This is a genomic window from Rathayibacter sp. Leaf248 (assembly GCF_920939495.1).
GTDB classification, from domain to species: Bacteria; Actinomycetota; Actinomycetes; order Actinomycetales; family Microbacteriaceae; genus Rathayibacter; species Rathayibacter caricis.
Genome location: NZ_CAKLAV010000001.1, coordinates 2242570 through 2267080, shown reverse-complemented (window position 1 = coordinate 2267080; position 24511 = coordinate 2242570). Strand labels below are relative to the sequence as shown.

The following is a 24511-nucleotide window of genomic DNA, read 5'->3' as shown; positions in this document are numbered from 1 at the left end:
ACGCGCCCCGCACCCCCGAACCCTGCGCACCACCTGATGCAGCAGGACGACCGCCGCGGCGCGCACGTCTTCATCGTGTGCCACACCTCGTCGGCACCGCGGTCTCCAGGCCGCGACCCCCGTCGTCACAGGAGAAGATCATGAGCAACGTCACCCCCGGCACCCTCGCCACCAGCGGCTCGGCCAAGCACGGCACCACCACCTCGACCGGCAAGAACACGATCGCCGACGGCGTCGTCGAGAAGGTCGCCGGCATCGCGGCCCGCGAGGTCCCCGGCGTGCACGACCTGGGCGGCGGAGCGGCCCGCGCCATCGGCGCCATCCGCAACGCCATCAACGCGCAGGACCGCGGCCAGGGCATCTCGGTCGAGGTCGGCGAGAAGCAGGTCGCCGCCGACATCACCGTCGTCGCCGAGTACCCCGTCGCGCTGCAGAAGCTCGCCGACAGCATCCGCTCCGCCGTCTCCGAGGCCATCTCCTCGGTCGTCGGCATGGAGGTCACCGAGGTCAACGTGACCGTCGCCGACGTGCACATCCCCTCGGACGACAAGGACGACGACACCGAGAGCCGCGTTCAGTGAGTCCGTCCACCACAGGCCTGGTCATCGGCGCGGTCCTCGCGCTGACGGCGGTCGTCCTCGGCTTCGGCGCGTTCGTCGTCGTGGCCCTGGGCATGGGCATCGGGTACGGAGTCGGCCGCGTCGTCGAGGGCAAGCTCGATCTGCGCTCGCTCGGCGACACCCTCCGCGGGCGGCGGTCCTCGTGACCGCGGCGGTGATGGCCGACCCGGCCCGCCACGGCCGTACGACGATCTCCTCGCGCGCTGTGCGCCGGATCGTGTCGGCCGTCACCGCGGACGCACTGGACGTCGGCCCGTCCGACGTCTCGGTGGACCTCGACGACGACGGCGGCTCGCTGCACGTCGTCGCCCAGGCCCCCATCCGCGTGTCCCCGCTCGGCGAGACCGATCGGCGCTCCTCCGGGACGCTGCTCGACCGGCTCGCCGAGGCGCAGACCCTCATCCGCGACCGCTGCCTCGAGCTCACCGGCTCGAGCATCGGCCGCGTCGACCTCCGGATCACCGGTGTCGACCTCCGAGAACGAAGGAGGGTGTCGTGACGACTCCCGCTCATCCGTCGCCCGACGCCCTCTACCGGCGTCTCGTGCGGCGCGAGACCCACTCGTCCCGCTCCGGGTCGGCGATCGCCCTGGCGGTCCTCCTGATCCTGCTGTTCGCGTGGCTCGGGACGGAGGCGGTGCTCGCGGTCCTCGGACAGCCCGCGCTGCTCGTCGCTCCGCAGGACGGCGCGTCCTCGCTGCTCCAGGCGGCCGGCGCCCCCATCGCGCTGACCGCCGCCGCCGGTGCCGTGCTCGCGGCGATCGGCTTCGTGCTGGTCGTGCTGTCGTTCGCTCCGGGTCGCCGCGGTCGCCGCAGCGCCGGGATCGACCGCACGGCCGCCGTGGTCGACGACCGGGTGATCGCGCAGAGCGTCGCCCGCGCCGCCGCCTACGCGGGCGGTGTCGATCCCGATCAGGTCCAGGTCTCGGTCGGGCGCCGCGGAGTCGGCGTCACCGTCCAGCGCACCAGCGGAGTCTCGGCCGACGTGGCGAGCATCCGCGAGGCCGTGGACGCCGAGCTCGGGAGCTACGACGTGAGTCCCGCGCTGAAGGCCCGCGTCCGCGTCTCCGAGAAGGGATCGGTCCGATGACCACCACCAACCGCTTCCTGAACCGCCTGCTCCTGCTGCTGGTCGGCCTCGTGCTGCTCGCCGTGGGAGGAGCGGTCGCCGTCGGCGCGCTGCTCCCCGACGTCCAGCAGACCGTGTCGACCGCGGCTGAGGATGCGAGCGGACCCGCGTCCGACGCGCTGTCCGGATCGCAGCCCTGGATCCTCTGGGTGACCGCGGCCGTGGCGCTCGTGCTGATCCTCCTGCTGCTGCGCTTCATCGTGCGGCAGGGACGCGGACGCACGTCGACGCTCCTGCGCGTCTCGGCGGGCTCCGGCGGATCCACTCCGACCGGCGGCACGCTGACCCTCGATGCGAAGGTCGCCGAGCAGGTGCTCGAGGAGGCGCTGACGCGCGATCCGGGCATCGTCTCGGTCGACGTCACCGCGTTCGACATCCGGCACCGCCGGGTGCTGCGCATCACCGCGCACACCCGTCGCGGAGTGTCGCCCATGCAGACGCGTCGCACGGTCGACACCGCCGTGCGCCGCTGGGACGCGGTCCTCGGCGAGGAGACCCCCGTCGTCGTCCAGATCGTCAGCGGCCTCCGCAGCCGGATGAGCTCCGCCTCCCGCGTGGAGTGACGCGCCGCTGACCCCTCCGGCCCTCCGCCTCCCCGCGGAGGGCCGGACCCCCTCTCCACCCCGAAGGACTTACCATGACCGACGACTCCACCGGCTTCCGCGCCGGCCTCGCCCAGAAGGCGATCGACCCCGTGGTCCGCGCCGTCCGCGAGGAGCTCGCCTCCGCCCGCCGCGAGATCGGCGATCGCGTCTCGGGCGCCCGCAGCGGAGTCGTCCTCGCGGCGGTCGGCGCGGTCCTCGCGCTGGTGACCGCGGGGCTTGTGGCGGCGCTCGCCGTCGCCCTGCTCGCGCTCGCCCTGCCGCTCTGGTCGGCCGTCGCGATCACTCTCGTCGTGTTCGCGGTCGCCGCCGCGATCCTCCTGGCCACGGGTCTGCGCGGCATCGGCCGCGGCGTGCCTCCGCTGCCCGTCGACACCGTCGCCGAGGTACGCGAGCGCGTCGGCGGACCTCGCCACTGACCCCCCCTCCCTCTTTCTGCCTCCGGAAGGCGCTCCCATGAGCCGCACGAGCACCGCCCCCGCCGCCCCCGCCGCCCCCGCCGCCGAGCGGACCGCCGACGCGCCCGTCCCCGCCGCAGTCCGCCTGCTCGCGGAGGTCTTCGGCACCGCCCTGCTCGTGGGCGGCGGCGTGGGCGCGGCCCTCTTCGCCTCCGCGTTCCCGACCGAGCAGAACACGCTCGGCATCGGCTTCCTCGGCGTCGCGCTCGCCTTCGGGCTGAGCGTCCTCGTCGGCATCGCCGCGGTGGGCCACCTGTCGGGCGGCCACTTCAACCCCGCCGTCACCCTGGGCCTCGCCGTCGCCGGACGCACGCCGTGGCGCGACGTGCCCGGCTACGTCCTCGCGCAGCTCGTGGGCGGCCTGCTCGGAGCGACGGCACTCGTCGCGATCGCGGCCGACGGTCCCGAGGGCTTCCTCGCCTCCGCGCAGCAGAGCGGATTCGCCTCCAACGGATTCGGCGAGCACTCCCCGGGCGGCTTCGGCCTCGGCGCCGTCCTCCTGGCCGAGACCCTGCTGACCGCCGTCTTCGTGACCGTGATCCTCTCGGTCACCGCCCGGGCCGCGGCCCTCGCGCCCGTCGTGATCGGCCTCGCCCTCACGCTGATCCACCTGGTCTCGATCCCGATCAGCAACACGTCCGTGAACCCCGCGCGCTCGCTCGCCGCCGCCGTGCACGGCGGTCCCGACGCGCTCGCGCAGCTGTGGGTGTTCGTCGCAGCACCCCTGCTCGGCGCCGCGATCGCCGGAGGCGCGCACCGCCTCGCGCAGACCCGGACCGGCGCCAGACCCCTCGCCCCGAGCGCGTGACCCGCGCCCCGGCATCCGCACGCAACGCTAGGAGCACCCCATGACCGACGAACCCCGCATCGACGACGCCCGCTCAGACGGCGCCCGTCTCGACGACGCGCGTTCCGACGGCGCCCGTCTCGACGACGCGCGCCTCGAGGACCTCCGTCTCGACCCCGACGTGTCGCTCGACGACGCCCGTCCGATCGACCTCGGCGCCGTGCGCGCCGACGACGGATCGCCCGACAGCCTGCTCGCGACGACCGTCGCCGAGACCGCGCTCGGCGTCACCGGCGTGCACCACCTGGGCGGACCGGTCGCCCGCAGCCTCGACCGCGCCTCGCGTGCCGTGCTGGGCACCAGCACGATCCCCGGAGTCACGATCTCGGAGGACGAGGGCCGCACGATCATCGACCTCGACCTCGTCGCCGAGTACCCGCACAAGGTCGCCGAGGTGATGGAGGAGGCGCGCACGCAGGTCCTGAAGGCCGCGTCGCAGGTCCACGCGTCGCCGATCGCCGTGAACATCACGGTCACCGACGTGCACGGTCCGTTCGATCCGATCGAGCCCGAGCCCGTTGCGGAGGGCGACTCGCTGGTCGAGAAGGCCGGCGACCTCGCCGACGACGCGCGCGAGCGCCTCTCCGACGCGGGTGACCGGATCTCGGACGCCGCCGGCGCGGCCGCCGACTCCGCCGCCGATGCCCTCGACTCCGCCGCCGACGCGGCCGCCGACTCCGCCGCCGATGCCCTCGACTCCGCCGCCGACGCGGTCGACGAGCAGGCGGACCGCGCCGACGAGCGCGAGCGGGCCGCGGCCGACCAGGACGACGTCTCCGAGACCGAGGCACCCCGTTCCGACGACGACGGATCCGCTCCCGCGCAGATCATCGAGGTGCCGACCGACGGGACCGCGCCGGTCGTGGTCGTCGTGGTCGAGCAGCCGTCGGAGGAGCCGGCTGAGACCGACGAGCGCGTCGACTCCGCCGAGCCCGCCGACCCCGCCGAGTCGGAGAGCGGCGTCGAGCGCAGCCACTCCGTCCCCGCCCCCGCGAAGACCGAGGAGTAGTCCCGTGGCCCGCATGCGCAGCTACGGCGGCCGTCGCCGCCCCCGCGCCGCCTGGATCGCCTTCGCGACCGGGGTCGTCGTCTCGGGTCTCGTCGTCCTCGGCGTCCTGCTGCCCGTCCTCGGGTTGATCGCCGCCGCCGACGGATCGATCGCCGGCGCGCTCGACGTCCCCGTCGGCACGATCACCGCCTCGATCGTCATCAGCTTCCTGGTCGGACTGGCCTTCCTCGGCCTCGCCTTCGTGGCGCGGAAGCCCGCGGTCGCCTGGGTCGCCGCGGTGGCCGCCGTCGTCGCGACCCTGATCGGCTCCGTCTGGCCGCTCGTCGCGACCGCCCTCGCGAGCGTCGACCAGGCGCAGGACGTCGTCCCCTTCATCCAGGACCTGATCGGCCGGATCGGCGGCTGACGCCCGGCCGCGGCCGGCCTCCGGACGGTCGGCCCGCGGCGTCGCCGAGTGGGCGTGGATCGGGCTGCGCTCGTCCGCCGGAGCCCGCTCAGCGTCCACTCACGCCGCCCGGCGCCGTCCAGTCGCCGCGGAACGGGCCGTGACCGCCCCTCGCGTGCCGTTCCGCGTCCGCCCGCGGCCCCCGTGCTGCGAGGCGTCCCGCCCGACCTCAGCGCAGCGGCGACCCGACCACGTCGAACCGGAACCCGCCGAACTCCCCCGAGAGCAGCGGGCGCGCCCGCGCGATCGCGTCGCGCACCTCCGGCAGCTCGAGCGAGGCCCGGTGGGCCTCGGCGCTCGTCCACAGCTCGACCACGAAGACCGTGTCGGGCTGCTCGTCGCTGACACCCACCTCGTACGCCAGGCACCCGACCCGCGCGAGCGCCTCGTTCGACTCGACGAGGATCGCGACGAGCTCGTCGCGCCTCCCGGACCGGACGCCCAGCGTCCCCACGTTCGCGAAGCTCATGCCGCCACCGTACCGACCGCCCCCGACACGCGGCGTCCGGTACCGTGGCGCGGATGACGACGAGCGCCGAGTACCTGCAGGCCTACGACGAGCAGCTCCGCTCCGACGCCGAGACGCCGAGCGCCGTCTCGGTGGCGCGTCGGGGTCCGCTCCGCCTCGTCACGTTCGCCGGCGGTCGCGGCTTCGTCACCTACCGCGATCTCGGCGGCGCCGATGAGGCCGCGATCCGCGAACTCGTCTCAATGGCTCTCGCGCACTTCGCCGCCGATCCCGCGATCCGGAGCGTCGAGTGGAAGACGCGCGGACACGACTCCGCGCCGGGCCTGCACGACGCCCTGATCGCGCACGGCTTCGCGCCCGACGAGCCCGAGTCGATCATGATCGGGCCGCTCGAGGCGCTCGCGGGCGACGTGTCCGTCCCGGTCGGGACGACCCTCCGCCGGGTCGTGGAGGAGGCGGACGTGCGCGCGATGAGCGCCGTGATCGACGAGGCGTTCGGCGAGCCCGTCGACGTCGGGATCGCCGACGCGCTAGTCGCGCGGCTCGCGCGCGGCGACGGCATGGAGCTGTGGGTCGCCGAGGTCGAGGGCCGGATGGTCGGCGGCGGCCGCCTCGAGCCCGTGCCCGGAACCGAGTTCGCGGGCATCTGGGGCGGCGCGATGCTGCCGGAGTTCCGAGGCCGCGGGATCTACCGGGCGCTCACCGCGGCCCGCGCCGCGTCCGCGCTCGCGCTCGGCAAGCGACTCGTGCACAGCGACTCGACCGAGGACTCGCGCCCGATCCTCGAGCGCGCGGGCCTGGTGAAGGTGTCGACCACGACGCCCTACCGCTGGCGCCGTTCGTAACCGAGGAGGAGACGGCGGAAGCGGCCCGGAATCGCCCGCGGGACGCTCTCACCCTCGGTTGCGAACCCCGCGAGCGGCAGAACGAAGGCCAGGGGCCGGGAAGAGCGCGAATTCCGCCGGATCCGAGCCCTGAGCCTTACTTCTGCAGCCCGATCGCCGGTGAGCGCAGCCCCGGCAGCGTCCGTGAGCCCCGCCCGCCCGTCAGTCCAGCTCGGTCGGCCGCGCCGGCTCCTTCAGCAGCGCCCGCGCCGCCATCCCGATCACCGCGCTGTACGTCGGATACGCGAACCGCACGTTCGCCAGCGTCGCCACGTCGACCCCCGCCGCCATCGCCGTCGTCACCGACTGCACGACCTCGATCGCGTTCTCGCCCACCGCGTGCGCGCCCAGCAGCAGCTCGCGCCGCCGGTCCGCGATCAGCGTCAGGAACCCGCTCTCGCGGTCGTCGATCACCGCGCGGTCCACGCCCGAGAAGGGCACCGACGCCACCACGCACTGCGGATCGCGCTCGCGGGCCTGCTCCTCGGTGAACCCCACGCCCGCGTAGTCGGGGTCGGTGAACCCACCGGCCGGCAGCAAGTGCTGGGGCGTCCGCCGGTTGGCGCCGAGCACCGCGTTCTCGGCCGCCGCCTCCGCCTCGAACTGCGCCGCCTGCACGAGCATGTCGCGCCCGTTCGCGTCGCCGACCGCGAAGACGTGCGGCACCACGGTGCGGAAGTACTGATCCGCCGGGATCGCCGAGCGCACGACCTCGATGCCCGCGTTCTCGAGACCGAGGTCCTCGACGTCGGCCGGCCAGCCCGTGGCCATGATCACCGCGTCGAACTGCTCGGCGTGCGAGTCGCCCGCGTCCTTCCAGCGCAGCGTCAGGGCGTCGTCGGCGCGCTCGATGCCCTCGACCGTCTCGATGCCCGTGCTCACGCGCACGCCCTGGCGCTCGAAGGCGGCGGCGACGTACGCCGAGATGCTCGCGTCCGAGGTCGTCAGGATCCGGGGCGCCACGTCGAGCAGCGTCACCTCCGACCCGAACGCGTTGAAGACCGTCACGAGCTGCGCACCGGTGTTCCCTCCGCCGATCACCGCGACCCGGCGCGGCAGCGACGGCAGCCCGAGCACGTCCTCGGGAACGGTCGCGAGCTCGGCTCCCGGGATCGGGAGGCGGCGCGAGTGCCCGCCGACGCAGATCAGGATCGAGGAGGCCGTCAACCGGCGCCCGCTGTCGAGCACCAGGGTGCTCTCGTCGGCGAACCGCGCGCGCCCCTCGTGGATCAGCTCGACGCCCGCCTCCGCGAACCGCTCCGCCTCGCGCTTGATCGAGCGCACCTTGTCGACGCGCTCGTGCACGTGCCGCACCGTGGCGTCCCAGTCGATCCGCGGCGTGCCGACGTCGACCCCGTAGTCGGAGGCGGTGCGCGCCTCGCGGATGATCCGCGCGGTCTTCGCGAGCACGCGGGTGGGCACGCAGCCCGTGTTGACGCAGGTCCCGCCCACGCGGGCGGCCTCGAGCACGACCACGCGCGCTCCGAGTTCGGCGGCGCGCAGTGCGGCGGCGGTGCCCGCGGGCCCCGCGCCGATCACGGCGACGTCGTAGTGCTGGATGCTGTCGGGCACGGCGGCCTCCCGGTCGAGTGGATGTCCCCGCATCCTGACGCGTGCGGCCGGGGGTTCTCTGAAGGACCGCGCAGGCTTGACACGCGGCGGCGGGCTCAGGGCTCCGACGGGTCCCGCGTGAGGAGCTGGTATCCGCCCTCGATCGATCCGTCCGGGCGCATCGTCACGCGCGAGTAGACGCCGGATCCGTCCTCGACGTCGGTGCCGACGATGTCGAGCGATCCGGAGTCGAAGAACTCGGCGAGCCCCGTGCAGCCCGCCGAGAGGGATCCGTCCACGCGCTCCAGACCGAGGCAGAGCGACGTCCCGTTCGGAGCCGTCAGCAGGATCCGGTCCTCCTGCACCGTGTCGAATCCGGGGGTGAAGACCTCGGCGGGGCCGGCGATGAGGTCCATTCCGGCCGGCGGGTCGGTGACGAGGGTCCAGCCGTCGACGTAGGCGGCGAAGCGGTTCTCCGGGCGGACGGTCGCCGTCGGGCTCGCCGTGGGAGCGGATGCTCCGACGACCTGCGGAGCGACGCTCGCCGCCACGGCGCCCAGCACGAGTCCGGCCGCGAGCGCGCCGCCGACGATCAGAGCGGGACGTCGGCGTCGCGGCGCCGAAGCGGCGGGTGCCTCGGACGCGGCCACGGGAGCGAGCCGCGGAGCCTCCGGTGCGACCACGGCCGCCTCCGCCCGCACGGCGTCCTGCTCGAGCCGGAGCCGCCGCTCGGCGTCGATCCGCCGGCTCTCGCCTTCGGCGTCCCCGCTCGGCCGCGCGAAGAGCGCACGCTCCAGATCCCTGCGCTCGTCGTCCTCGTCCTGCACGCCCGCCAGTATGACCGAGGCGCGCTACTCGAACATCTCGGCCAGCAGCGCCCACGGCTCCCCGTCGACGACGTGCGTCGAGCGGTGCGCGGGCCACTGCACCTCGTCGCCGTCCCACGACGGCACCACGTGAAGGTGCAGGTGCGGCACGCTCTGCCCCGCGGAGGCGCCGCTCGCCTGCAGGACGGCCACTCCCGTCGCTCCGAGAGCCGCCCGCATCGCCCGGCCGACGCGCTGCGCGAGCGACATCGTCGCCGCGAGCGCCGCGGGGGAGGCGTCGAGCAGCCCCGCGCTGTGCTCGCGCGGCATGACCAGCGTGTGCCCGGGGGCGAGCTCGGAGGAGGGCAGCGGGCGGAACGCGACCGCCTCCTCCTCCCGCTCGACCCACGTCGCCTCGCCGTGCCCGGCCATCAGATCGCAGAAGACGCAGGTCACGCCGGACCTCCCACGAACTCCCGCAGCGCCGCGATCCAGCCCTCGGCCGCGTCGAGGTGCGCGTCGTGCGATCCGCCCGGCAGGTCCACCCGTCGCACGTCGCGCCCGCGCGCGGCGAAGGCGTCGCGCACGTCCTCCGCGAACATCCCGTGCTCGCCGTAGACCAGCAGGGTCGGAGCGGCGACCGCCTCCCACTCCGCCCAGCGCGGCGCGGCGAGCGGCTCGATCGCCCGCGCCATCACCTCCGGATCGAACCGCGGGCGGAGTCCGTCCGGACCCTCGACGAGGTCGGCGATCCAGGCGTCCGCGAGCGCCCCGTCGCCCAGGAACGCGCGCGCCGCGTCCCGGTCGGCGAACGGCAGCGGCCAGGAGCGGAACCAGTCCGCGACTCCCTCGCCCCCGTCGCCGCCCTCTGCGGTCTCGAGCAGCACGAGCCGGTCGACGAGCTCCGGATGCGCGGCCGCGACGAGCATCGCGGTGTGCGCCCCCATCGACTGGCCCACGAGGATCGCGGGCCCCTCGCGCTCGAGCAGGGCGGCGACGTCGGCGACGAACGCCTCGCGCGAGACGTCGGAGGGACGCTGCTCGCTGCGTCCGTGCCCGCGCTGATCGAGGAGCACGACGCGATGATCCGGCAGCGCGCGGGCGGTCGGAGCGAACTCCTCGGCGCTGCCGGCGAGGCCGTGCAGGATAACGACGAGCCGGCCCGTGCCTCCGGAGTCCAGGAGCGAGAGCCGGGTTCCGTCCGGCGTGACGAGCGCGCGGCGTTCGAGGTGCATCCGTCGAGCCTAGGAGCCCGGGCAGGCGGAAGGGCGACCGGGTCCCGATCGCCCTGTTCGGCGCCCGCTCGGCTCAGTGCTCGTCGTAGTGGCCCTCGTGCGCCGCGTGCTTGTGCCCGTCGTGGACGTAGTCGGTGTGGTCGTCGTGGGCGACGGCCTCGTGACCGCAGTCGGCGCCGTGCGCGTGCTCGTCGGCCGAGTGCTCGGCCTCGGCCTCGTGCTCGTCGTAGTGGTCGTCGTGCAGCGCGTGACGGTGGGTGCCGTGCACGTAGTCGACGTGGTCTCCGTGCTGCACGCTCTCGTGACCGCAGTCGGTGCCGTGGCTGTGCTCGGCGACGGCGTGCTCGGCGTGGGTCTCGGTGGTGCTCATGGCGGTGCCTCTCGGAGGATCGGGGTCGGTGCGGCTGTCCGCCGCTGACCCAGTCGACCACACGCATAAACGCATTGCAATACGTGCGTCCAATCGAGGATGACACTCATCCTCAGGAGGCGGGCGTCGTCAGGCGGTCTCCAGCGCGTGCTTCATCGCGTCCTCGACGATGCGCGTCACGTGCGTGTCCGAGACCGCGTAGTGCGCCTCTCGGCCGACCCGCTCGACCGAGACGAGTCCCGCCGCGCGGAGCGTCCGCAGGTGCTGCGAGACGAGCGGCTGCGAGAGCCCCGAGCGCACGACGAGATCGCCCACGGTCGCCTCTCCGCCGGCGAGCAGTCGGAGCAGCGTGAGGCGCGACGAGGACGACAGCGCCTTGAACAGCTCCGCGGCGGGCTCGAGATCCTCGTTCACCCCCTCATCCAAGCAGACGGGCCCGCTCCGTCCCGCTGTCAAGCCTCCTCCGCGTCCCGGGCCGCGGCGGCTGGGATGAGCGCATGACCAGCACTGCTCCCCGCGCCGCGACGCGGGTCGACACCGGCCGACTGCTCGCCGTCCTCCGCGCCCGCCGCGAGCTCCTGCGCTCCCGCCTGACCGAGTGGGTCGCGATCCCGTCGGTCGCCGGCATGGCCGAGCACGTCGACGACGTCCGGCGCTCGGCCGAGTGGCTCGCCCGGCTCTGCGCCGAGACCGGCTTCCCCGAGGTCGCGGTGCACCCCACCGGCGAGTCCTCCGCAGTGATCGCGCGCTGGCCCGCCGAGGACCCGGGCGCCCCCGTCGTGCTCGTCTACAGCCACCACGACGTGCGCGCGGCGAAGGCGGAGGAGTGGACAGTCACCTCGCCGTTCCAGCCCGTCCACCGGGAGGGCCGGCTCTACGGCCGCGGCGCCTCGGATGCGAAGGCGCAGGTCCTGGCGCACCTCTTCTCCGTCGCGGCGCTGCGCGAGGTCACCGGCGGCACCCCTCCGGTCTCGCTCGTCCTGCTGATCGAGGGGCAGGAGGAGCTGGGCTCGCCGGGGCTCGAGGACCTGATCCGCGACCGCCTCGACGGGCTCCGTCCCGACGCCGTCGTGTTCTCGGACACCCTGCAGTGGCGCGCCGGCGAGCCCGCGATCTGCATGAGCGTCCGCGGCATGCTGCCGATCCACCTCGAGGTGCACGGCACCGAGAAGGACGTGCACAGCGGAGCCGTCTCGGGTCCGGCTCCGAACGCCGGCCTGGTCCTCGCCGAGCTGCTCGCGCGCCTGCAGGACGCGGACGGCCGGATCCTCCTCCCCGGCTTCTACGACGACGTGCCCGAGCCGACCCTCGAGCGCCGGGCCGAGCTCGCCGCGCTCGGCTACACCGACGAGGACTGGCTGCGGCGCACCCGCACCCGCGCCATCCGCGGTGAGGAGGGCTGGTCGGTGCTCGAGCGCCTCTGGGAGCGCCCGGCGCTCGAGGTCGTCGGTCTGCTCACGGGCGACCCCACGGGCATGCCCCGCGCGGTGATCCCCTCCTCCGCCAGTGCCGACCTCAGCATCCGCACCGTCCCCGGGCAGCCGATCCACGCGGTCGCGCGGCGGATGCGCGAGTTCGTCGAGCAGCACGCCGACCCCGAGCTGGAGTACGTGGTCGAGATCTCCGAGGACAGCGCGCAGGAGGGGTACCGGACTCCGCCCTCGGCCGCTCTCGACGCCCTGGACGAGGCCGTCCGCGCGGTGCGCGGCGTGGACGAGGCGGGCCGGATGGGCAACGCCGGCGGTGGGCCCGCGGAGCTGCTCGCGCGGCTCTTCGACGCGCCCGTCGTCTTCTTCGGCACCGGTCTGCCGGAGGACCACTGGCACGACAGCGACGAGAGCGTCGACCTCGACGTGGTCGTGCGCGGCGCCGCCGTCCTCGCCCGCTTCTGGTGCTCGTTCGCCGACGGTGCGGCATGAGGACCTTCGGCGTCGAGGAGGAGTTCCTGCTCGTGGACGCCGAGACCTTCACTCCGGTCCCCGCGGCTCCCGCGCTGCTCGCGACGGGCGCGGTGCGGGGACGCAGCACGCTCGCCGCCGAGCTCAAGGCCGAGCAGATCGAGGCGGACGCGGCGCCGCAGCGCACCGCCGACGAGCTGCTCGAGGCCGTTCTCGACGGCCGCCGGCTCGCCGACTCCGCCGCCCGCCTCGTCGGAGCGAGGGCCGTCGCCACCGCGACCAGCCCCGCCGCGTTCGAGCCGCACCTCACCGACGACGTGCGCTACCGGCGGATCCTCGACCGCTTCGGCCAGGTCGCCCGCGACCAGTACACCTGCGGACTGCACGTGCACGTCGCGATCGACTCGCCGGAGGAGGGCGTCGCGGTGCTCGACCGGATCCGCGGCTGGCTGCCCGCGCTGCTGGCGCTCAGCGCGAACTCGCCACTCGCCTCGGGGGTCGACACCGGTTACGCCAGCTACCGCTACCAGGCGTGGGGCCGGTGGCCCACCTCGGGTCCGTCCGAGATCTGGGGCGACCCGGAGCGGTACCGCCGCGTGACCGACTGCCTCGTCGCCTCCGGAGTGCTGCTGGACGAGGGGATGGTGTACTTCGACGCGCGGCTGTCGCGGAGCCATCCGACCGTCGAGGTCCGCCTCGCCGACGTGCCGCTGCACCCCGAGGACGCGGCGCTGATCGGGGTGCTCGCCCGCGCTCTCGTCGCGACGGCCGCTGGCGAGTGGCGGGAGGGGATCCCTCCGTTGCCCGTCCCGACCCCGGTGATCGGCGTGTCGGCGTGGCTCGCGAGCCGGTGGGGAGTGTGCGGCGACCTGGTCGATCCGGTGAGCTGCCACGCCGTCCCGGCCGCCGAGATGCTCGCGCGGCTCCTCGTGCACGCGGGCGCCGCGCTGGAGGAGTCGGGGGAGGAGGAGGTCGCGAGGGAGGGGATCCGGCGCATGCTCGCCCGCGGCACTGGAGCGCAGTTCCAGCGGGCGGTCTGGGAGCGCTCCGGGGATGTCCGGGCGGTGCTCGCCGCGGCCGCCGAGGCGACGCGGAGGGAGCCGGCGCTGCGGTGACGCGGGGGCGGGTGCCGCTGGGCGAGAGCGGGGGATGCTGGGATGATCGGGTGCGGCTCCGGATCCTCCGGCGCGCACGGCGGCCTCGCGGCCGGAGCGGAGCACCCATGGGACTGCTGATCTACCCCGGCGGCATCGAGGCCGACTTCGAGGACCGGCTGCTCGCGCACCTCGAGATCGTGATCACGGCGAAGCTGCGTCGCGACGAGTCCTTCGCCTTCTCGTGGACGCAGACCCAGGACACGGGCGGCGGACGGATGAAGATCTGGCTGCACCCGTCGGTGCCGCTCTCCTACAAGTTCTTCGGCGGACGCCAGCCGGCGATCAACCGCACGTGGGTCGACGCGCTGATGGTGTCGGCGAGCTCGCAGTCGGGCCTGCAGGTCGTCGCCGAGCCGGAGCAGCAGGGCTGACGCCCGGCCCCGCCCTCCCTCGCCCCGCTCCCGCTCCTCGCTCCCGCCTCCGCTCGCGCTCCTCCAAAAGTTGCGGTGAGCGCGCGCCGTTACCGCAACTTCTGGAGAAGCGGCGGCGAGGGTCGCCTCCGTTCCCGCACGAGTTGCGGTGAGCGCACGCGATTACCGCAAGTTCTGGAGAAGCGGCGGCGAGGCCTCCGCCTCAGGCCTTCGGCTCGGGCAGCACGCGCAGTCCGGCCGGCGACAGCGCCGAGCGCAGCAGCAGGTCGATCCACGCGCGGTTCAGCGGCTGGCCGCCGGGGGAGTCGTAGCTGAAGTAGAGCGACGAGCTCTTCGAGACCCAGACGCTGCCGTGACGGCCGCTGTCGGAGCGCGTGACGTCCTCGCCCACGTCCGGCTCGCCGTCCCAGTGGAACGAGAAGCTCTCGTTGCGGCGCAGCTTCGAGATGATGACCGCTTCGACGTGCCGCAGCGCGCGGTCGTCGATCTCGACCGCCGGAGCGACTCCGTAGATCAGCTGGCCCATCGTCATCCCTCTCGCCGCCCCGGGTGATCATCCCATGAGCCGGGAGGGCGGCGCCTCCCGCTGACGACGGCCGAACTGTGCTCGCTCCCAGTCCCGCACAGCCGAATTGACGCAGGTCGGTTGCGCCGAACCGTCTTGACGGCTCTTGAGTGCCTCCGCAGACTGGGAGCGCACACAGTTCAAAGGAGAACCGCACCGCACCGATCCGCCTCGAGCCCGCTCCTGCGCGCTCCGAAGGCCCCGTGAGCGCTCCGAGCGCCACCACCTCACCCCGCCCGTCCGGGCTCCTCCCTCCCCTCCGCCTCCGTGTGCGCGGCGGTCGGCACGAGGGCCCGGCGGCGGTCGCACCACGAAAGGACACGCATGTCTGCACGCACCAGGAGGACCGCCGGCACCGCTGCCGTCGCCGCGGTCTCCACGCTCCTCGGCGCCTTCGCCGGCGTCGGAGCGACCAGCGCCTCCGCCGCGGAGGGACCGGTCGACGCCGGGATCTTCGTCGAGAAGGTCGACGGCCTCCCGGCCGACTTCATCAAGGGCGCCGACATCTCGAGCGTCCTGTCGCTCGAGGAGAGCGGAGTCGTCTTCCGCGACGAGACGGGTCAGGAGGCCGACGTCTTCGAGGTCCTCGCCGACGAGGGCGTCACCTCGGTCCGCGTCCGGGTCTGGAACGACCCGTTCGACGCCGAGGGCAACGGCTACGGGGCGGGCGACGTCGACGTCGACCGCGCGATCGAGATCGGCGAGCGCGCCACGGCCGCCGGACTGGGTCTGCTCGTCGACTTCCACTACTCCGACTTCTGGGCCGACCCCGCCCGCCAGCTGGCGCCGAAGGCCTGGGCCGGCCTCGCCGCTCCCGAGCTCACCGCCGCCCTGCACGACTACACGGCGGAGTCGCTGCAGCGCTTCGAGGACGCCGGCGTCGATGTCGACATGGTCCAGATCGGCAACGAGACCAACAACGGCATGGCCGGCTACAGCCGCGCGGCGACCGACATGGACGCGACCCTCGCCGGGCTGTTCTCGGCCGGCAGCTCCGCGGTCCGCGAGGTCCTGCCGGACGCGCAGGTCGCGGTGCACTTCACCAATCCCGAGACGCCGGGCCGCTACTCCGCCATCGCCGCGGGCCTGGACCGCTTCGACGTCGACTACGACGTCTTCGCGAGCTCCTACTACCCGTTCTGGCACGGCAGCCCCGAGAACCTCACGGCCTCGCTGTCGCAGATCGCCGACACCTACGGCAAGAAGGTCATGGTCGCCGAGACCTCGTGGGCGCACACCCTCGAGGACGGCGACGGCTACCCCAACGTCATCGACGAGAGCACCGTCACCGACGACTACCCGATCAGCGTGCAGGGCCAGGCCACGGCGCTGCGCGACGTGATCGCGGCCGTGCACGCGGTCGGCGACGCGGGCATCGGCGTCTACTACTGGGAGCCGGCCTGGCTGCCGGTGGGCCCCGCGAGCGAGGTCGAGCAGAACCGCGTGCTCTGGGAGCGCGACGGCTCCGGCTGGGCCACGAGCTTCGCCGCTCCCTACGACCCGGTGCACGTGGGCGACGACTTCGGAGGATCGGGCTGGGACAACCAGGCCCTCTTCGCCGCCGACGGCACGCCGCTCGAGTCGCTCAGCACCTTCCGCTACGTCGACACCGGAGCGGTCGCGCCCCGCGCGGTCACCGGGGTGGACGCGGTCGAGCTGACCGTCGTCGACGGCGAGCCGGTCGAGCTCCCCGCCACCGTCTCGGTGAACTTCAACGACGGCACGGTCGAGACGCCCGCGGTCACCTGGAGCGGAGCCGCCTCCTGGATCCGCGGACCCGGCGAGTACACGATCCCCGGTCGCACGGACTCGGGGCTCGACGTCTCGGCGACCGTCGTGGTCGTCGCTCCGAACCTCGTGCGGAACCCCGGATTCGAGGACGCGGACACGTCGGCGTGGACCTTCACCGGACCGGCGGCGCGCACCGAGACCGGTGACGCCGCCGAGGGCGACTTCGCGGTCACCTTCTGGAACGGCACCGCCTACGAGACCTCGGCGCGCCAGACGATCACCGGAGTCCCCGCCGGCGAGTACACGCTGCGAGCGACGACGCAGGGCACCAACAGCCCGGCGAGCGACGTCCGCACCCTGAGCGCGACCACCTCCGCAGGCACGACCAGCGCCCCGCTGGTGCTCACGACCTGGAGCTCCTTCTCGACGACGACGGTCCCCGTGGTGGTCGGCGAGGACGGCGTGGTCGAGATCGCCGCCGACTTCGCGCTCACCGGAGGAGCGTGGGGCGTCCTCGACGACGTGCGCCTCGTCGCCGACACCGCGGAGTCGACCGCCGACACCACCTCCCTCGAGGCGGCGCTCGCCGAGGCCGACGCCGTCGACCGCGACGCGTGGACCGAGGAGTCGCTCGCGCGTCTCGACGAGAGCCGCACGATCGCCGCCGTGGTGCTCGCCGGATCCGCTGCGACGCAGGCCGACGTGGACGCCGCGGAGCAGGGACTCCGCGACTCCCTCGGCGCCCTCGAGAACGCGCTGCGCGTGAACCTCGGCGCGACCGTCACCTGCGCGGCCGGCAAGGCCGTGATCGCGGTGAGGGCCGCCAACGGCGGCACCGACCGGGTCGCCCTCTCGGTGCGCACGCCCTACGGCAGCGCGAAGCTGCCGTCGCTGTCCGCGGGGAAGTCCGCGTCGGTGACGGTGCCCACTCCGCTGCGCTCGGTGCCGGCCTTCTCGCTCACGGTCGACGTGCGCGGCACGGTCGCCGGCACGCCCGCCTCCGCCGTGGTCCCGATCGAGTCGGCGGCGAAGCGCTGCCGCTGACCCCTCGGTGAGCCCCCGCGAGATGCCACTCCGGTACACGACACGCCGTCCCCGGCGTACCGGAGTGGCATCTCGCGGTCTCGCGCGCCGGGCCCTCAGCCGGAGTGCGTCGTCACCAGCAGGTAGCGCGCCGCCCCGGCCGCGTCGGCCGGCACCGACCAGCGGTGCGGGCGCGTCGTCTCGATCGTGATCGACTCGCCCGCCGACACCGTGCGGGACGCCCCGTCGGCGTAGGTCAGCACGGCGGCCCCCTCGGTCACGAAGACGAACTCCTCGCCCGGATGCGCGAAGTCGACGTCGTCGGACTGGCCCGGCTGCGCGGTGAAGAGGTACGCCTCCGTCCGGCGCCCGGGTCCCCCCGCGACCAGCCGCGCGCGCGGGGCGTGCGGTGCGTCGCTCGCGCGCAGGTGCGCCTCCGGGGTGGTGTCGTCGGAGGAGGCGATCGCCGGCACCAGCTCGGCCGGCGGTACGTCGAACGCCGCGGCCAGGGCGTAGAGGGTCGAGAGGCTGGGCAGCAGCCGGCCGTTCTCGAGCTTCGAGAGGAACGGCTGCGAGACGCCGGCCTCGGCCGCGAGCGCCCGCATCGACAGGCCGCGGGAGGTGCGCAGGGCGCGGACGAGCGCGCCGATCTCGGAGGCGAGGGCGGGTGCCTCCGCGGCGTCGTCGCTCATCGGTCCTCCGGGTGGTGCGGTGGTGCGGTCTTGCGGCAGCTGATTACTCCTGGTTATCATCGCCGTGTTGATAACGCGAGGTTATCAGCCCTCCGATCGGGAGCATCCGATCGCCATCGAAGGGCGGCACCCGTGACCAAGCAGATCTTCCTCGGTGCGTTCGAGGAGTTCACGCCGAACTTCATCAGCAACGCCTGGCACCACCCCCGCGGTGACACGAGCGGATTCGCGACTCTGGAGTACTGGCAGGACCTCGCGCGGAAGCTGGAGGACGCCGGCTTCGACTTCCTCTTCCTCGCCGAGGCGCTCGGCTACCCGATGAGCGGCGACGACGTGTCCGAGGTCGTGATCCGCGAGGCCGTGCAGGTGCCCGTGCACGATCCGCTCGCCCTCGTCAGCGGGCTCGCCGCCACCGTCGACCGCCTCGGCTTCGTCGTCACCGCCTCCACCACCGCGCAGCAGCCCTACCTCAACGCCCGCACCTTCACCACGCTGGATCACCTGACGAAGGGCCGCATCGCCTGGAACATCGTCACCTCCGACAACCAGGTCGCGCTCACCAAGCTCCTCGGGCACGACGGAGTCACGCCCCACGACGAGCGCTACCGCCGCGCCACCGAGTTCGTCGAGCTGTGCCTGAAGCTCTGGGAGGGCGCGTGGGAGGACGACGCCGTCGTCTACGACAAGGCGACCCGGACCTACGCCGACCCCGCGAAGGTGCACCGCATCACGCATCAGGGGGAGTACTTCCGCTACGACGGCTACTTCCCGGCCATCCCGTCGGTGCAGCGCACGCCGCTCCTGCTGCAGGCGGGCACCTCCTCGGCCGGCCGCGCCTTCGCCGGCCGCTACGGCGAGTGCGTCTTCATCCAGGACCGCGACCTCGGCAAGGCCGCCGCCACCGTCGCCGACCTGCGGGCGCGGGCCGAGGCGAACGGCCGCGACCCGCGGCACATCACGGTCATCCCCTCCGTCTCGATCATCGTCGGCGACACGGAGGAGGAGGCGGTGCGCCTGCGCGCCGAGCTCGACGCGACGCCCTCGCGCGAGGCCGCCGCCGCGCTGTTCATGGGCTGGAGCGGCGTCGACCTGATGTCGTTCCCGCTCGACGCGACCCTCGCCGAGGTGACGACCGAGGTCGGGCAGACCATGCTCGCGATGTTCCAGCAGCCCGAGTACAGCCCGACCGTCGCCGAGATCCTCGACGTGATCACGTCCTCGATCGGGGGCATGCGCGTCACCGGCACCGCGGAGTCGGTCGCCGATCAGCTGCAGGAGATCGTCGACCGCACCGACGTCGACGGCTTCCTGATCGAGTACACCTACGGCTCGTGGGAGACCTACCGCGACTTCGCGGAGCAGGTGATGCCGCTCCTGCGCGAGCGCGGCATGCTGCCCGAGACGCCCCGCTCCGGATCGATGCGCGAGCGGATCCTCGGACGCGGCGTGCCGACGCTGCCCGCCGGGCACCCCGGCTCCGCGTTCCGGGTGGGCGAGGCGCGGTGACCCTCCTGGACGCGGTGGTGCAGCCGCACCGCGCGGTCCCGACTCCGGTCGCCGCGATCGCCGCCCTCGTCGACGGCGCCCCGATCGGCATGGTGGTGGCGACCCTGGCCCTCGGCGTCAGCTTCGATCCGCCGCTGTGCACGATCGCGGTGCAGCGCTCCTCCAGCACCTGGCCGCACCTGGCCGGCGCGGCGCGTCTCGGAGTCTCGGTGCTGGGCTCGGATCAGGACGCGGCGGTGCTGCGGATCGCGTCGCGCGACCGGGCGGGCCGGTTCGCCGGAGTCGCGTGGACCGCCTCGGAGGCCGGAGCCGTGACCATCGACGGTGCCGCGCTGCACCTCGAGTGCTCCGTCGAGCAGGTGCACGACGCGGGCGACCACCTCCTCGTCGTCCTGCGCGTGCAGGACGTGCGTCACGACTCCGCCCGCGAGGCCCTGCTGGCCCGCGACCGCCGCTTCGGCCGCTACGTCGAGTCGGCCTGACCCCTGGGGACCGTCGTTGGGCACTCTTCGCGGCGTCGAGCCGCTCGGAGCAGCAGGACGTGCCCAACGGCGCCACAGTCACTCGCCCCGGTTCGTGTACATCCGGGCCAGGAGCTCGGCGGCGCCGGCGGCGTCGAGCCCCAGGATGTCGTCGTCCGATACCCCCTGATCGCGCAGCGCATCGCGCAGGTACAGGGGCACCGACCGCCTCGGCGGGAGGGGCTGCGGCTCTCCTCGATCGGGCCGCACACCCTCGAGCACGCAGGCCCAGAAGACGTCGTGCACGACCTCGAGCTGTGTGCGGAGGATGTGCGACCACATCGAGGCGGCGTACTCGCTCCTGTCGACCGGTCGCGAGATCCTCGTGCGGAGGAACCGGCCGTCCCACAGGGTCAGCTCGTAGGTGCGGTGGTGGGTGACGGGCTTCCCGCTGGCGCCCCGGACCAGCACCCACGCCTCGGTCTCGCAGAACCGGTCGTGGTGCTCACGGGTGGCGGGGGGTCGCTTCTCACTCACCGCCGTGCCGGAACCAGGCGAGGAGCTCCTCCTCGGTCGACAGCTTGATCAACTGCACGAGCGCCCAGTTCCCGGCGTGGTTCGGGGCGTGCTGAAGGCGATCCTCCCAGTCCTCGGCGTACTCGCGGAGGGAGAGCGCCAGGTCGTCGAGAGCGTCGTCGACGTCCGCTCCCTCCGAGACGAACGGCCGATCGTCCATCAGCGCGATGACGCGGTCGTCCTCCCGTGTGAGCGAGACCCGGGGGGACACGGTGTGGAAGAAGTAGTCGCGGAGTCGGTCTGCGGGCACGACGGCCGAGACGAGCTCGTCCCGGCGGACCGTGACGATCCTCCCGCGCTGCACGGAGTCGAGGACGTCCTTGAGGTGCTTGCGGGCGTCGGACGCGGTCGGGTAGTCGACGGTGAGGGGCATGGGCGAGGGGGATCCTTTGGTATGCGTGTACGCAGTGTACAAGTTGTACTCCCGCTTGGCTCCGCGACCGAGACGACTGGCGCGGAAGACGCGCCGGGCCCCGGACGCGACGAAGCCCCGAGGCGCCGGAGCGGCTCGGGGCTTCCGTGACGAGCGGGCGTCAGCCCGACGGGTTCTCGACCGGGTCGCCCTCGGGGTCGGTCGCGGTGTCGGGGTCGACGTGCTCCGGATCGACGGTCTCGGTGTCGGGAACGTCGCCGGGTGTGGTCTTGTCGGTCATCGGATCCTCCTTCTGGTCGTGTCGGATCGTGCGGTTCGCGGGCAACGCTACGTCGCGCTCCTCGCCCGCCGCGCCCCCGTTGACGCGAGGGGCGGAGGAGTGCCACGCGGGCGCCGCGGCCACGCGCGGGTCGTGCGCGGCCGCGCGGTCGAGGGCGGAGGCGAGGAGGCCCGCGCCGAGGTCCCCGAGGCGGGCGGCGAGCAGGTGCCGGAGCGAGCGCAGGAGCCGGATCATCCGCTCATCCTCCCGCCACCGCTCGCCCGACCGGCGTCCCGTGCCAGTCCTTCGCGCCGTCCGCAAGGCCTGGAGCGGGTTCCGCCCGGTTCGTAGTCTCGACACGACCGATACGAGGAGCGCCACCTGATGATCCGAACCACCGTCACGATCGACGGCAAGACCTACGGGCTCTCGCAGGGAGCGGATGTCGCGGGACTCAAGCAGTCGACGACCGAGGCGTCCCGGGCCGGTGGCGGCATGGTCGAGTTCGTGGTGGTCGGCAACCGTCAGGTCAGCGCGCTGGTGTCGCCGGGCGTGCCGGTGATCTTCGAGGACCACGAGGTTCCGGACGACGACCGCGACACGGGCGACGTCCAGGAGCCGTGGGACGACATCGAGTACCTCGACTGACGCACTTCCCGGGGCGAGTCCCCGGGTCCTGAGCGCCTGAGGGGTGCCGCCGGCTCGACCCGGCGCCTCTCGGGCCCCTCGTGAGAGTGCGGAGGAGCGCCTACTCGGCGCCCTCCGCCTCCGCGAGCTCCCCCTCGACCAGCGCGCACGCTGCGGCGGCGAGCGACGAGCGCACCTGCTCCTGCGTGACGCCGAGGATCCCTGCGATCGCGTCGAGGTCGTGCCGGCCGGTGTGCCGCAGCAGCCAGCACTGGCGCTGGAGCGTGGGCAGAGCGTGGAGGCGGCGGTGGAAGCCCGAGCGGAGCAGGTCCTCGTCGCGCAGGCGGGCCGGTGCGACGGTGGACACCGCCTGCTCGCCTCGCTCCAGGCTCGCCCGGCCGATCTCGGTGCGCGCGAGCTCGAGCGCCGACGCCTCGTCGACGACCTGCGGCGACCCGCTGCGGAGGGTGACGGCCGCGTTCTGCAGGGCGGCGCCGGCCGCCGACTCGGACAGCGTGAGCCGGTAGGCGTAGGCGTAGAGCCCGGAGCCGCGCGAGGCGAGCACGCGTCCGACGAGCATCTCGCGCTGCTGCTGCGCCTGCGACGCACCCACGGCCGCCACGGGCCCTTCGTACGCGTTCACGGTCTCTCCCTCGACTCGGTACCACCCGTCCGGGGTGGTTCGCACCGATGCTAGGGGGAGGAGAACGCTCGTTCTACCCTTGACTTCTCAGGAAGTCTCCATGCGGATGCATGGGAAGCGCTTGCCAGTCACTCCCTCGCGGAGAGGATGCAGAACTCGTTCCCCTCCGGATCCGCGAGCACGACCCAGGACTGCTCGCCCTGACCCACATCCACCCGGGACGCGCCCGCCCCGAGCAGACGCGCGACCTCGGCGTCCTGGTCGTCCGGCACGAAGTCCAGATGCAGGCGGTTCTTGACGCTCTTGCGCTCCGGCACGTCCAGGAACAGCAGGCTCGGCCCCCGGCCCGACGGAGGGAGCAGCTCGATGCCCTCGTCGTCCTCGTCCACGACGTCCCAGCCGAGCGCCTCCTGCCACCAGTGCCCGAGCATCCGGAAGTCGGTGCAGTCGACGATGATCTCTTCGAGTCGGAGGGCCATGCCCCCGACGCTAATCGGCGCTCGCGGCGTCGCGGAACCCCTTCCCGAGAGGCGACTCCTGCTGTTCCAGCACGACCGCTCGCCCCGCCGCCCCGCACCCGGCATCCTCGACCACGACGGAAGGAACCGCGATGACCACCGCACGCGACCACTGGGAGGCGCGCTACGCCGACTCCGACCGCATCTGGTCGGGCCGGCCCAACGCCGCGCTCGTCGACCTCGTCCAGGACCTGCCGCCCGGCCGCGCCCTCGATCTGGGTTGCGGCGAGGGCGGCGACGCCCTCTGGCTCGCCGCACAGGGCTGGAGCGTCACCGGCCTCGACCTCTCCGAGACCGCGCTCGGCCGCGCCCGACAGGAGGCGGAGCATCGCGGACTCGCCGTCGAGTTCCGGCAGGCCGACCTCGGCGCTGACTGGCCGACCGCCGGGCCGTTCGATCTCGTCTGCGCGAGCTTCCTGCACTCGATGGTCGAGCTGCCGCGCACCGCGATCCTGCGGCGCGCGGGCGATCTCGTCGCTCCGGGCGGACGCCTCGCGATCGTCACGCACGCCGCCCCTCCGCCCTGGTCGGGCCACAAGCACCCCGTGCAGCACCTGCCCTCGCCCGAGGAGGAGCTCGCCGAGCTCGCCTTCGACCCGACCGAGTGGATCGAGCGCATCGTCGGCACCCGAGAGCGCACCGCCTCCGGGCCCGACGGCCACGAGGGAGTGCTGCTCGACGGAGTGGTCCTGCTGGAGCGCCGCGCTCGGTAGCGTGTCGGCGTACCCACGACCTGGAGGCGCCCGTGCCGCTCGACCCGTACCTCGCCGCCCGCGTGCACCTGCTCGAGGGCGTCATCGATCCGCTCGATCCGGAGCAGGCGGCCCGCCTCGCCGAGTTCGCCGTGGATCCCGCCCCGTGGACGCTGTCGGAGGGCGTGAGCGTCTCGGAGGCCGCGATCGAGGGCCCGCACGGCCTTGTGCCGCTGCGGATCTACGAGCCCGCGGAGCCGTCCGGTCGGGCACTGCTCTGGGTGCACGGCGGCGGCTTCGCCGCGGGCGACCTCGACATGCCGGAGTCGCACGTCGTCTCGGCCGAGCTCGCCGGCCGCTCGGGCGCCCGCGTCGTGTCGGTCGGCTACCGGCTCGCCAGCGCGAGCATCCGCTACCCCGTGCCGCTCGACGACGTGCACGCCGCGTGGCGGCACGTGCGCGCCGAGACCCCGCGCGAGCACCCTGTCGCGATCGGCGGGGCGAGCGCCGGTGCCGCGCTCGCCCTCGCCACCGCGCTGCGCGAGCGCGACGCCGGGGCGCCCGGGCCCGAGCACGTCCTCCTCGCCTACCCGTTCGCGCACTTCCCGAACCCGACCGTCGACGACGACGTCGTGCGCGAGCTGCTGACGCTGCCGGCCGCGATGCGCTTCCCCGCCTCGAGCATCGAGGCGATGGTGCAGAACTACGTCGGCCGCCTCTCTGCTCTGCCGTCCGACGCCCTGCCCGGAGCCGCCCCGCTCGCCGGGCTCCCGCCGATCTCGGTGCTGGTGAGCGAGTTCGACGAACTGCGCGGCTCGGCCGAGCTCCTCCTGCGTCAGCTGGCGGAGGCGGGCGTCGCCGCGACGGGGTACCTCGCGGCGGGCATGCCCCACGGGCACCTCAACCGCACGCCGTCGCTGCCCGAGGTCGACCGCTCGCTCGCCTTCTTCGCCGCGCAGCTCCGCGCGCTCGGCTGAGCACCGGCGGGCCTGCTC

The 24511-nt window shown here is 73.6% G+C and carries 33 protein-coding genes; 19 read left to right on the top strand and 14 right to left on the bottom strand.

Going from position 1 to position 24511, the window contains the following annotated elements; genetic code table 11:
* The first annotated feature begins 140 nt into the window (after positions 1–140).
* The 9 genes from LRG51_RS10875 to LRG51_RS10835 all read left to right on the top strand — a co-directional run bounded on the left by LRG51_RS10875 (position 141) and on the right by LRG51_RS10835 (position 5070).
* On the top strand, positions 141–581 hold the full coding sequence (locus LRG51_RS10875) for an Asp23/Gls24 family envelope stress response protein (protein ID WP_055785034.1): 441 nt from the start codon (positions 141–143) through the stop codon (positions 579–581).
* Positions 578–766, top strand: coding sequence for a DUF2273 domain-containing protein (locus LRG51_RS10870; protein WP_055785037.1), 189 nt, complete (start codon positions 578–580; stop codon positions 764–766). Before LRG51_RS10875 ends, LRG51_RS10870 begins: the two co-directional genes overlap by 4 nt.
* Complete coding sequence (locus LRG51_RS10865; RefSeq protein WP_230672742.1) at positions 763–1119, top strand: hypothetical protein; 357 nt, start codon at positions 763–765, stop codon at positions 1117–1119. Before LRG51_RS10870 ends, LRG51_RS10865 begins: the two co-directional genes overlap by 4 nt.
* On the top strand, positions 1116–1709 hold the full coding sequence (locus LRG51_RS10860; RefSeq protein ID WP_055785040.1) for a DUF6286 domain-containing protein: 594 nt from the start codon (positions 1116–1118) through the stop codon (positions 1707–1709). Before LRG51_RS10865 ends, LRG51_RS10860 begins: the two co-directional genes overlap by 4 nt.
* Positions 1706–2311 (top strand): hypothetical protein, encoded by a 606-nt coding sequence (locus LRG51_RS10855; protein WP_107574105.1) that lies wholly within the window; start codon positions 1706–1708, stop codon positions 2309–2311. Before LRG51_RS10860 ends, LRG51_RS10855 begins: the two co-directional genes overlap by 4 nt.
* A gap of 74 nt (positions 2312–2385) precedes the next feature.
* The gene (locus LRG51_RS10850) at positions 2386–2769 is read left to right on the top strand and encodes a phage holin family protein (protein WP_107574106.1); all 384 of its coding nucleotides are present in this window, start codon (positions 2386–2388) and stop codon (positions 2767–2769) included.
* Between the two features lie 37 nt (positions 2770–2806).
* Positions 2807–3616 (top strand): aquaporin, encoded by an 810-nt coding sequence (locus tag LRG51_RS10845; RefSeq protein WP_230672741.1) that lies wholly within the window; start codon positions 2807–2809, stop codon positions 3614–3616.
* A gap of 40 nt (positions 3617–3656) precedes the next feature.
* On the top strand, positions 3657–4664 hold the full coding sequence (locus LRG51_RS10840) for an Asp23/Gls24 family envelope stress response protein (protein ID WP_230672740.1): 1008 nt from the start codon (positions 3657–3659) through the stop codon (positions 4662–4664).
* A gap of 13 nt (positions 4665–4677) precedes the next feature.
* On the top strand, positions 4678–5070 hold the full coding sequence (locus tag LRG51_RS10835; protein ID WP_230673116.1) for a hypothetical protein: 393 nt from the start codon (positions 4678–4680) through the stop codon (positions 5068–5070).
* A 208-nt stretch (positions 5071–5278) separates the two neighbouring features.
* On the opposite strand, the gene LRG51_RS10830 is transcribed toward LRG51_RS10835, so the two are convergent.
* On the bottom strand, positions 5279–5578 hold the full coding sequence (locus LRG51_RS10830; protein WP_055785052.1) for a putative quinol monooxygenase: 300 nt from the start codon (positions 5576–5578) through the stop codon (positions 5279–5281).
* Positions 5579–5631: 53 nt separating this feature from the next.
* Here LRG51_RS10830 and LRG51_RS10825 point away from each other — a divergent pair, with 53 nt between their 5' ends.
* The gene (locus LRG51_RS10825) at positions 5632–6423 is read left to right on the top strand and encodes a GNAT family N-acetyltransferase (RefSeq protein WP_230672739.1); all 792 of its coding nucleotides are present in this window, start codon (positions 5632–5634) and stop codon (positions 6421–6423) included.
* Between the two features lie 201 nt (positions 6424–6624).
* Here the strand turns inward: LRG51_RS10825 and LRG51_RS10820 are convergent, their stop codons facing one another.
* From LRG51_RS10820 to LRG51_RS10795, 6 genes are all read right to left on the bottom strand, one after another.
* A complete protein-coding gene (locus LRG51_RS10820; RefSeq protein WP_329958732.1) occupies positions 6625–8034 on the bottom strand; it encodes a dihydrolipoyl dehydrogenase family protein in 1410 nt (469 codons plus the stop codon).
* A gap of 95 nt (positions 8035–8129) precedes the next feature.
* Positions 8130–8840 (bottom strand): hypothetical protein, encoded by a 711-nt coding sequence (locus tag LRG51_RS10815; protein WP_230672738.1) that lies wholly within the window; start codon positions 8838–8840, stop codon positions 8130–8132.
* A 24-nt stretch (positions 8841–8864) separates the two neighbouring features.
* Entirely contained in the window at positions 8865–9275 is a 411-nt protein-coding gene (locus tag LRG51_RS10810) for an HIT family protein (protein ID WP_200930947.1), read from the bottom strand.
* Positions 9272–10054, bottom strand: a complete 783-nt coding sequence (locus LRG51_RS10805) for an alpha/beta fold hydrolase (RefSeq protein WP_230672737.1) — start codon at positions 10052–10054, stop codon at positions 9272–9274. Before LRG51_RS10805 ends, LRG51_RS10810 begins: the two co-directional genes overlap by 4 nt.
* Before the next feature lie 73 nt (positions 10055–10127).
* Entirely contained in the window at positions 10128–10424 is a 297-nt protein-coding gene (locus LRG51_RS10800) for a hypothetical protein (protein ID WP_055785068.1), read from the bottom strand.
* 129 nt (positions 10425–10553) lie between these two features.
* Complete coding sequence (locus LRG51_RS10795; RefSeq protein WP_055785071.1) at positions 10554–10838, bottom strand: ArsR/SmtB family transcription factor; 285 nt, start codon at positions 10836–10838, stop codon at positions 10554–10556.
* An 83-nt stretch (positions 10839–10921) separates the two neighbouring features.
* Between LRG51_RS10795 and LRG51_RS10790 the strand changes: the two genes are divergently transcribed.
* From LRG51_RS10790 to LRG51_RS10780, 3 genes are all read left to right on the top strand, one after another.
* Positions 10922–12343, top strand: a complete 1422-nt coding sequence (locus LRG51_RS10790; protein ID WP_230672736.1) for a M20/M25/M40 family metallo-hydrolase — start codon at positions 10922–10924, stop codon at positions 12341–12343.
* Positions 12340–13437 carry a carboxylate-amine ligase gene (locus tag LRG51_RS10785; RefSeq protein WP_230672735.1) on the top strand — a complete coding sequence of 366 codons (1098 nt, stop codon included), beginning with the start codon at positions 12340–12342 and terminating at the stop codon, positions 13435–13437. The genes LRG51_RS10790 and LRG51_RS10785 overlap by 4 nt, the downstream gene beginning before the upstream one ends.
* Before the next feature lie 107 nt (positions 13438–13544).
* The gene (locus LRG51_RS10780; protein WP_230672734.1) at positions 13545–13850 is read left to right on the top strand and encodes a DUF7882 family protein; all 306 of its coding nucleotides are present in this window, start codon (positions 13545–13547) and stop codon (positions 13848–13850) included.
* A gap of 202 nt (positions 13851–14052) precedes the next feature.
* Here the strand turns inward: LRG51_RS10780 and LRG51_RS10775 are convergent, their stop codons facing one another.
* Positions 14053–14382: a DUF7882 family protein gene (locus LRG51_RS10775; RefSeq protein WP_230672733.1), complete on the bottom strand. Its 330-nt coding sequence runs from the start codon at positions 14380–14382 to the stop codon at positions 14053–14055.
* Between the two features lie 357 nt (positions 14383–14739).
* Between LRG51_RS10775 and LRG51_RS10770 the strand changes: the two genes are divergently transcribed.
* Positions 14740–17190, top strand: coding sequence for a glycosyl hydrolase 53 family protein (locus LRG51_RS10770; RefSeq protein ID WP_230672732.1), 2451 nt, complete (start codon positions 14740–14742; stop codon positions 17188–17190).
* A 95-nt stretch (positions 17191–17285) separates the two neighbouring features.
* Here the strand turns inward: LRG51_RS10770 and LRG51_RS10765 are convergent, their stop codons facing one another.
* On the bottom strand, positions 17286–17861 hold the full coding sequence (locus LRG51_RS10765) for a helix-turn-helix domain-containing protein (RefSeq protein ID WP_055785077.1): 576 nt from the start codon (positions 17859–17861) through the stop codon (positions 17286–17288).
* A gap of 132 nt (positions 17862–17993) precedes the next feature.
* Between LRG51_RS10765 and LRG51_RS10760 the strand changes: the two genes are divergently transcribed.
* Positions 17994–19367: an NtaA/DmoA family FMN-dependent monooxygenase gene (locus LRG51_RS10760; RefSeq protein ID WP_230672731.1), complete on the top strand. Its 1374-nt coding sequence runs from the start codon at positions 17994–17996 to the stop codon at positions 19365–19367.
* Positions 19364–19849, top strand: a complete 486-nt coding sequence (locus LRG51_RS10755) for a flavin reductase family protein (RefSeq protein ID WP_230672730.1) — start codon at positions 19364–19366, stop codon at positions 19847–19849. Before LRG51_RS10760 ends, LRG51_RS10755 begins: the two co-directional genes overlap by 4 nt.
* A 78-nt stretch (positions 19850–19927) precedes the next feature.
* Here LRG51_RS10755 and LRG51_RS10750 read toward each other — a convergent pair whose 3' ends face one another.
* From LRG51_RS10750 to LRG51_RS10740, 3 genes are all read right to left on the bottom strand, one after another.
* Positions 19928–20365 (bottom strand): cytotoxic translational repressor of toxin-antitoxin stability system, encoded by a 438-nt coding sequence (locus tag LRG51_RS10750; RefSeq protein ID WP_230672729.1) that lies wholly within the window; start codon positions 20363–20365, stop codon positions 19928–19930.
* Complete coding sequence (locus LRG51_RS10745; RefSeq protein WP_055785088.1) at positions 20358–20777, bottom strand: hypothetical protein; 420 nt, start codon at positions 20775–20777, stop codon at positions 20358–20360. Before LRG51_RS10745 ends, LRG51_RS10750 begins: the two co-directional genes overlap by 8 nt.
* Before the next feature lie 160 nt (positions 20778–20937).
* The gene (locus LRG51_RS10740; protein ID WP_230672728.1) at positions 20938–21291 is read right to left on the bottom strand and encodes a hypothetical protein; all 354 of its coding nucleotides are present in this window, start codon (positions 21289–21291) and stop codon (positions 20938–20940) included.
* A 129-nt stretch (positions 21292–21420) separates the two neighbouring features.
* On the opposite strand from LRG51_RS10740, the gene LRG51_RS10735 reads away from it, so the two are divergent.
* The gene (locus LRG51_RS10735) at positions 21421–21684 is read left to right on the top strand and encodes a hypothetical protein (RefSeq protein WP_056865957.1); all 264 of its coding nucleotides are present in this window, start codon (positions 21421–21423) and stop codon (positions 21682–21684) included.
* Between the two features lie 100 nt (positions 21685–21784).
* On the opposite strand, the gene LRG51_RS10730 is transcribed toward LRG51_RS10735, so the two are convergent.
* Entirely contained in the window at positions 21785–22306 is a 522-nt protein-coding gene (locus LRG51_RS10730) for a hypothetical protein (protein WP_230672727.1), read from the bottom strand.
* A 128-nt stretch (positions 22307–22434) separates the two neighbouring features.
* The gene (locus LRG51_RS10725) at positions 22435–22785 is read right to left on the bottom strand and encodes a VOC family protein (RefSeq protein WP_230672726.1); all 351 of its coding nucleotides are present in this window, start codon (positions 22783–22785) and stop codon (positions 22435–22437) included.
* A gap of 131 nt (positions 22786–22916) precedes the next feature.
* On the opposite strand from LRG51_RS10725, the gene LRG51_RS10720 reads away from it, so the two are divergent.
* Both LRG51_RS10720 and LRG51_RS10715 read left to right on the top strand, forming a co-directional pair.
* On the top strand, positions 22917–23537 hold the full coding sequence (locus LRG51_RS10720; protein WP_230672725.1) for a class I SAM-dependent methyltransferase: 621 nt from the start codon (positions 22917–22919) through the stop codon (positions 23535–23537).
* Positions 23538–23569: 32 nt separating this feature from the next.
* Positions 23570–24493 (top strand): alpha/beta hydrolase, encoded by a 924-nt coding sequence (locus LRG51_RS10715; RefSeq protein WP_230672724.1) that lies wholly within the window; start codon positions 23570–23572, stop codon positions 24491–24493.
* The last annotated feature ends 18 nt before the right edge of the window (positions 24494–24511 follow it).

What these genes read in the sequence shown, in the direction of transcription:
- LRG51_RS10875 (WP_055785034.1), top strand. Translation starts at nt 141, where the DNA reads ATGAGCAACGTCACCCCCGGCACCCTCGCCACCAGCGGCTCGGCCAAG.
- LRG51_RS10855 (WP_107574105.1), top strand. Translation starts at nt 1,706, where the DNA reads ATGACCACCACCAACCGCTTCCTGAACCGCCTGCTCCTGCTGCTGGTC.
- LRG51_RS10850 (WP_107574106.1), top strand. Translation starts at nt 2,386, where the DNA reads ATGACCGACGACTCCACCGGCTTCCGCGCCGGCCTCGCCCAGAAGGCG.
- LRG51_RS10845 (WP_230672741.1), top strand. Translation starts at nt 2,807, where the DNA reads ATGAGCCGCACGAGCACCGCCCCCGCCGCCCCCGCCGCCCCCGCCGCC.
- LRG51_RS10840 (WP_230672740.1), top strand. Translation starts at nt 3,657, where the DNA reads ATGACCGACGAACCCCGCATCGACGACGCCCGCTCAGACGGCGCCCGT.
- LRG51_RS10835 (WP_230673116.1), top strand. Translation starts at nt 4,678, where the DNA reads ATGCGCAGCTACGGCGGCCGTCGCCGCCCCCGCGCCGCCTGGATCGCC.
- LRG51_RS10830 (WP_055785052.1), bottom strand. Translation starts at nt 5,578, where the DNA reads ATGAGCTTCGCGAACGTGGGGACGCTGGGCGTCCGGTCCGGGAGGCGC.
- LRG51_RS10825 (WP_230672739.1), top strand. Translation starts at nt 5,632, where the DNA reads ATGACGACGAGCGCCGAGTACCTGCAGGCCTACGACGAGCAGCTCCGC.
- LRG51_RS10805 (WP_230672737.1), bottom strand. Translation starts at nt 10,054, where the DNA reads ATGCACCTCGAACGCCGCGCGCTCGTCACGCCGGACGGAACCCGGCTC.
- LRG51_RS10800 (WP_055785068.1), bottom strand. Translation starts at nt 10,424, where the DNA reads ATGAGCACCACCGAGACCCACGCCGAGCACGCCGTCGCCGAGCACAGC.
- LRG51_RS10790 (WP_230672736.1), top strand. Translation starts at nt 10,922, where the DNA reads ATGACCAGCACTGCTCCCCGCGCCGCGACGCGGGTCGACACCGGCCGA.
- LRG51_RS10785 (WP_230672735.1), top strand. Translation starts at nt 12,340, where the DNA reads ATGAGGACCTTCGGCGTCGAGGAGGAGTTCCTGCTCGTGGACGCCGAG.
- LRG51_RS10780 (WP_230672734.1), top strand. Translation starts at nt 13,545, where the DNA reads ATGGGACTGCTGATCTACCCCGGCGGCATCGAGGCCGACTTCGAGGAC.
- LRG51_RS10775 (WP_230672733.1), bottom strand. Translation starts at nt 14,382, where the DNA reads ATGACGATGGGCCAGCTGATCTACGGAGTCGCTCCGGCGGTCGAGATC.
- LRG51_RS10770 (WP_230672732.1), top strand. Translation starts at nt 14,740, where the DNA reads ATGTCTGCACGCACCAGGAGGACCGCCGGCACCGCTGCCGTCGCCGCG.
- LRG51_RS10765 (WP_055785077.1), bottom strand. Translation starts at nt 17,861, where the DNA reads ATGAGCGACGACGCCGCGGAGGCACCCGCCCTCGCCTCCGAGATCGGC.
- LRG51_RS10745 (WP_055785088.1), bottom strand. Translation starts at nt 20,777, where the DNA reads ATGCCCCTCACCGTCGACTACCCGACCGCGTCCGACGCCCGCAAGCAC.
- LRG51_RS10740 (WP_230672728.1), bottom strand. Translation starts at nt 21,291, where the DNA reads ATGATCCGGCTCCTGCGCTCGCTCCGGCACCTGCTCGCCGCCCGCCTC.
- LRG51_RS10735 (WP_056865957.1), top strand. Translation starts at nt 21,421, where the DNA reads ATGATCCGAACCACCGTCACGATCGACGGCAAGACCTACGGGCTCTCG.
- LRG51_RS10725 (WP_230672726.1), bottom strand. Translation starts at nt 22,785, where the DNA reads ATGGCCCTCCGACTCGAAGAGATCATCGTCGACTGCACCGACTTCCGG.
- LRG51_RS10720 (WP_230672725.1), top strand. Translation starts at nt 22,917, where the DNA reads ATGACCACCGCACGCGACCACTGGGAGGCGCGCTACGCCGACTCCGAC.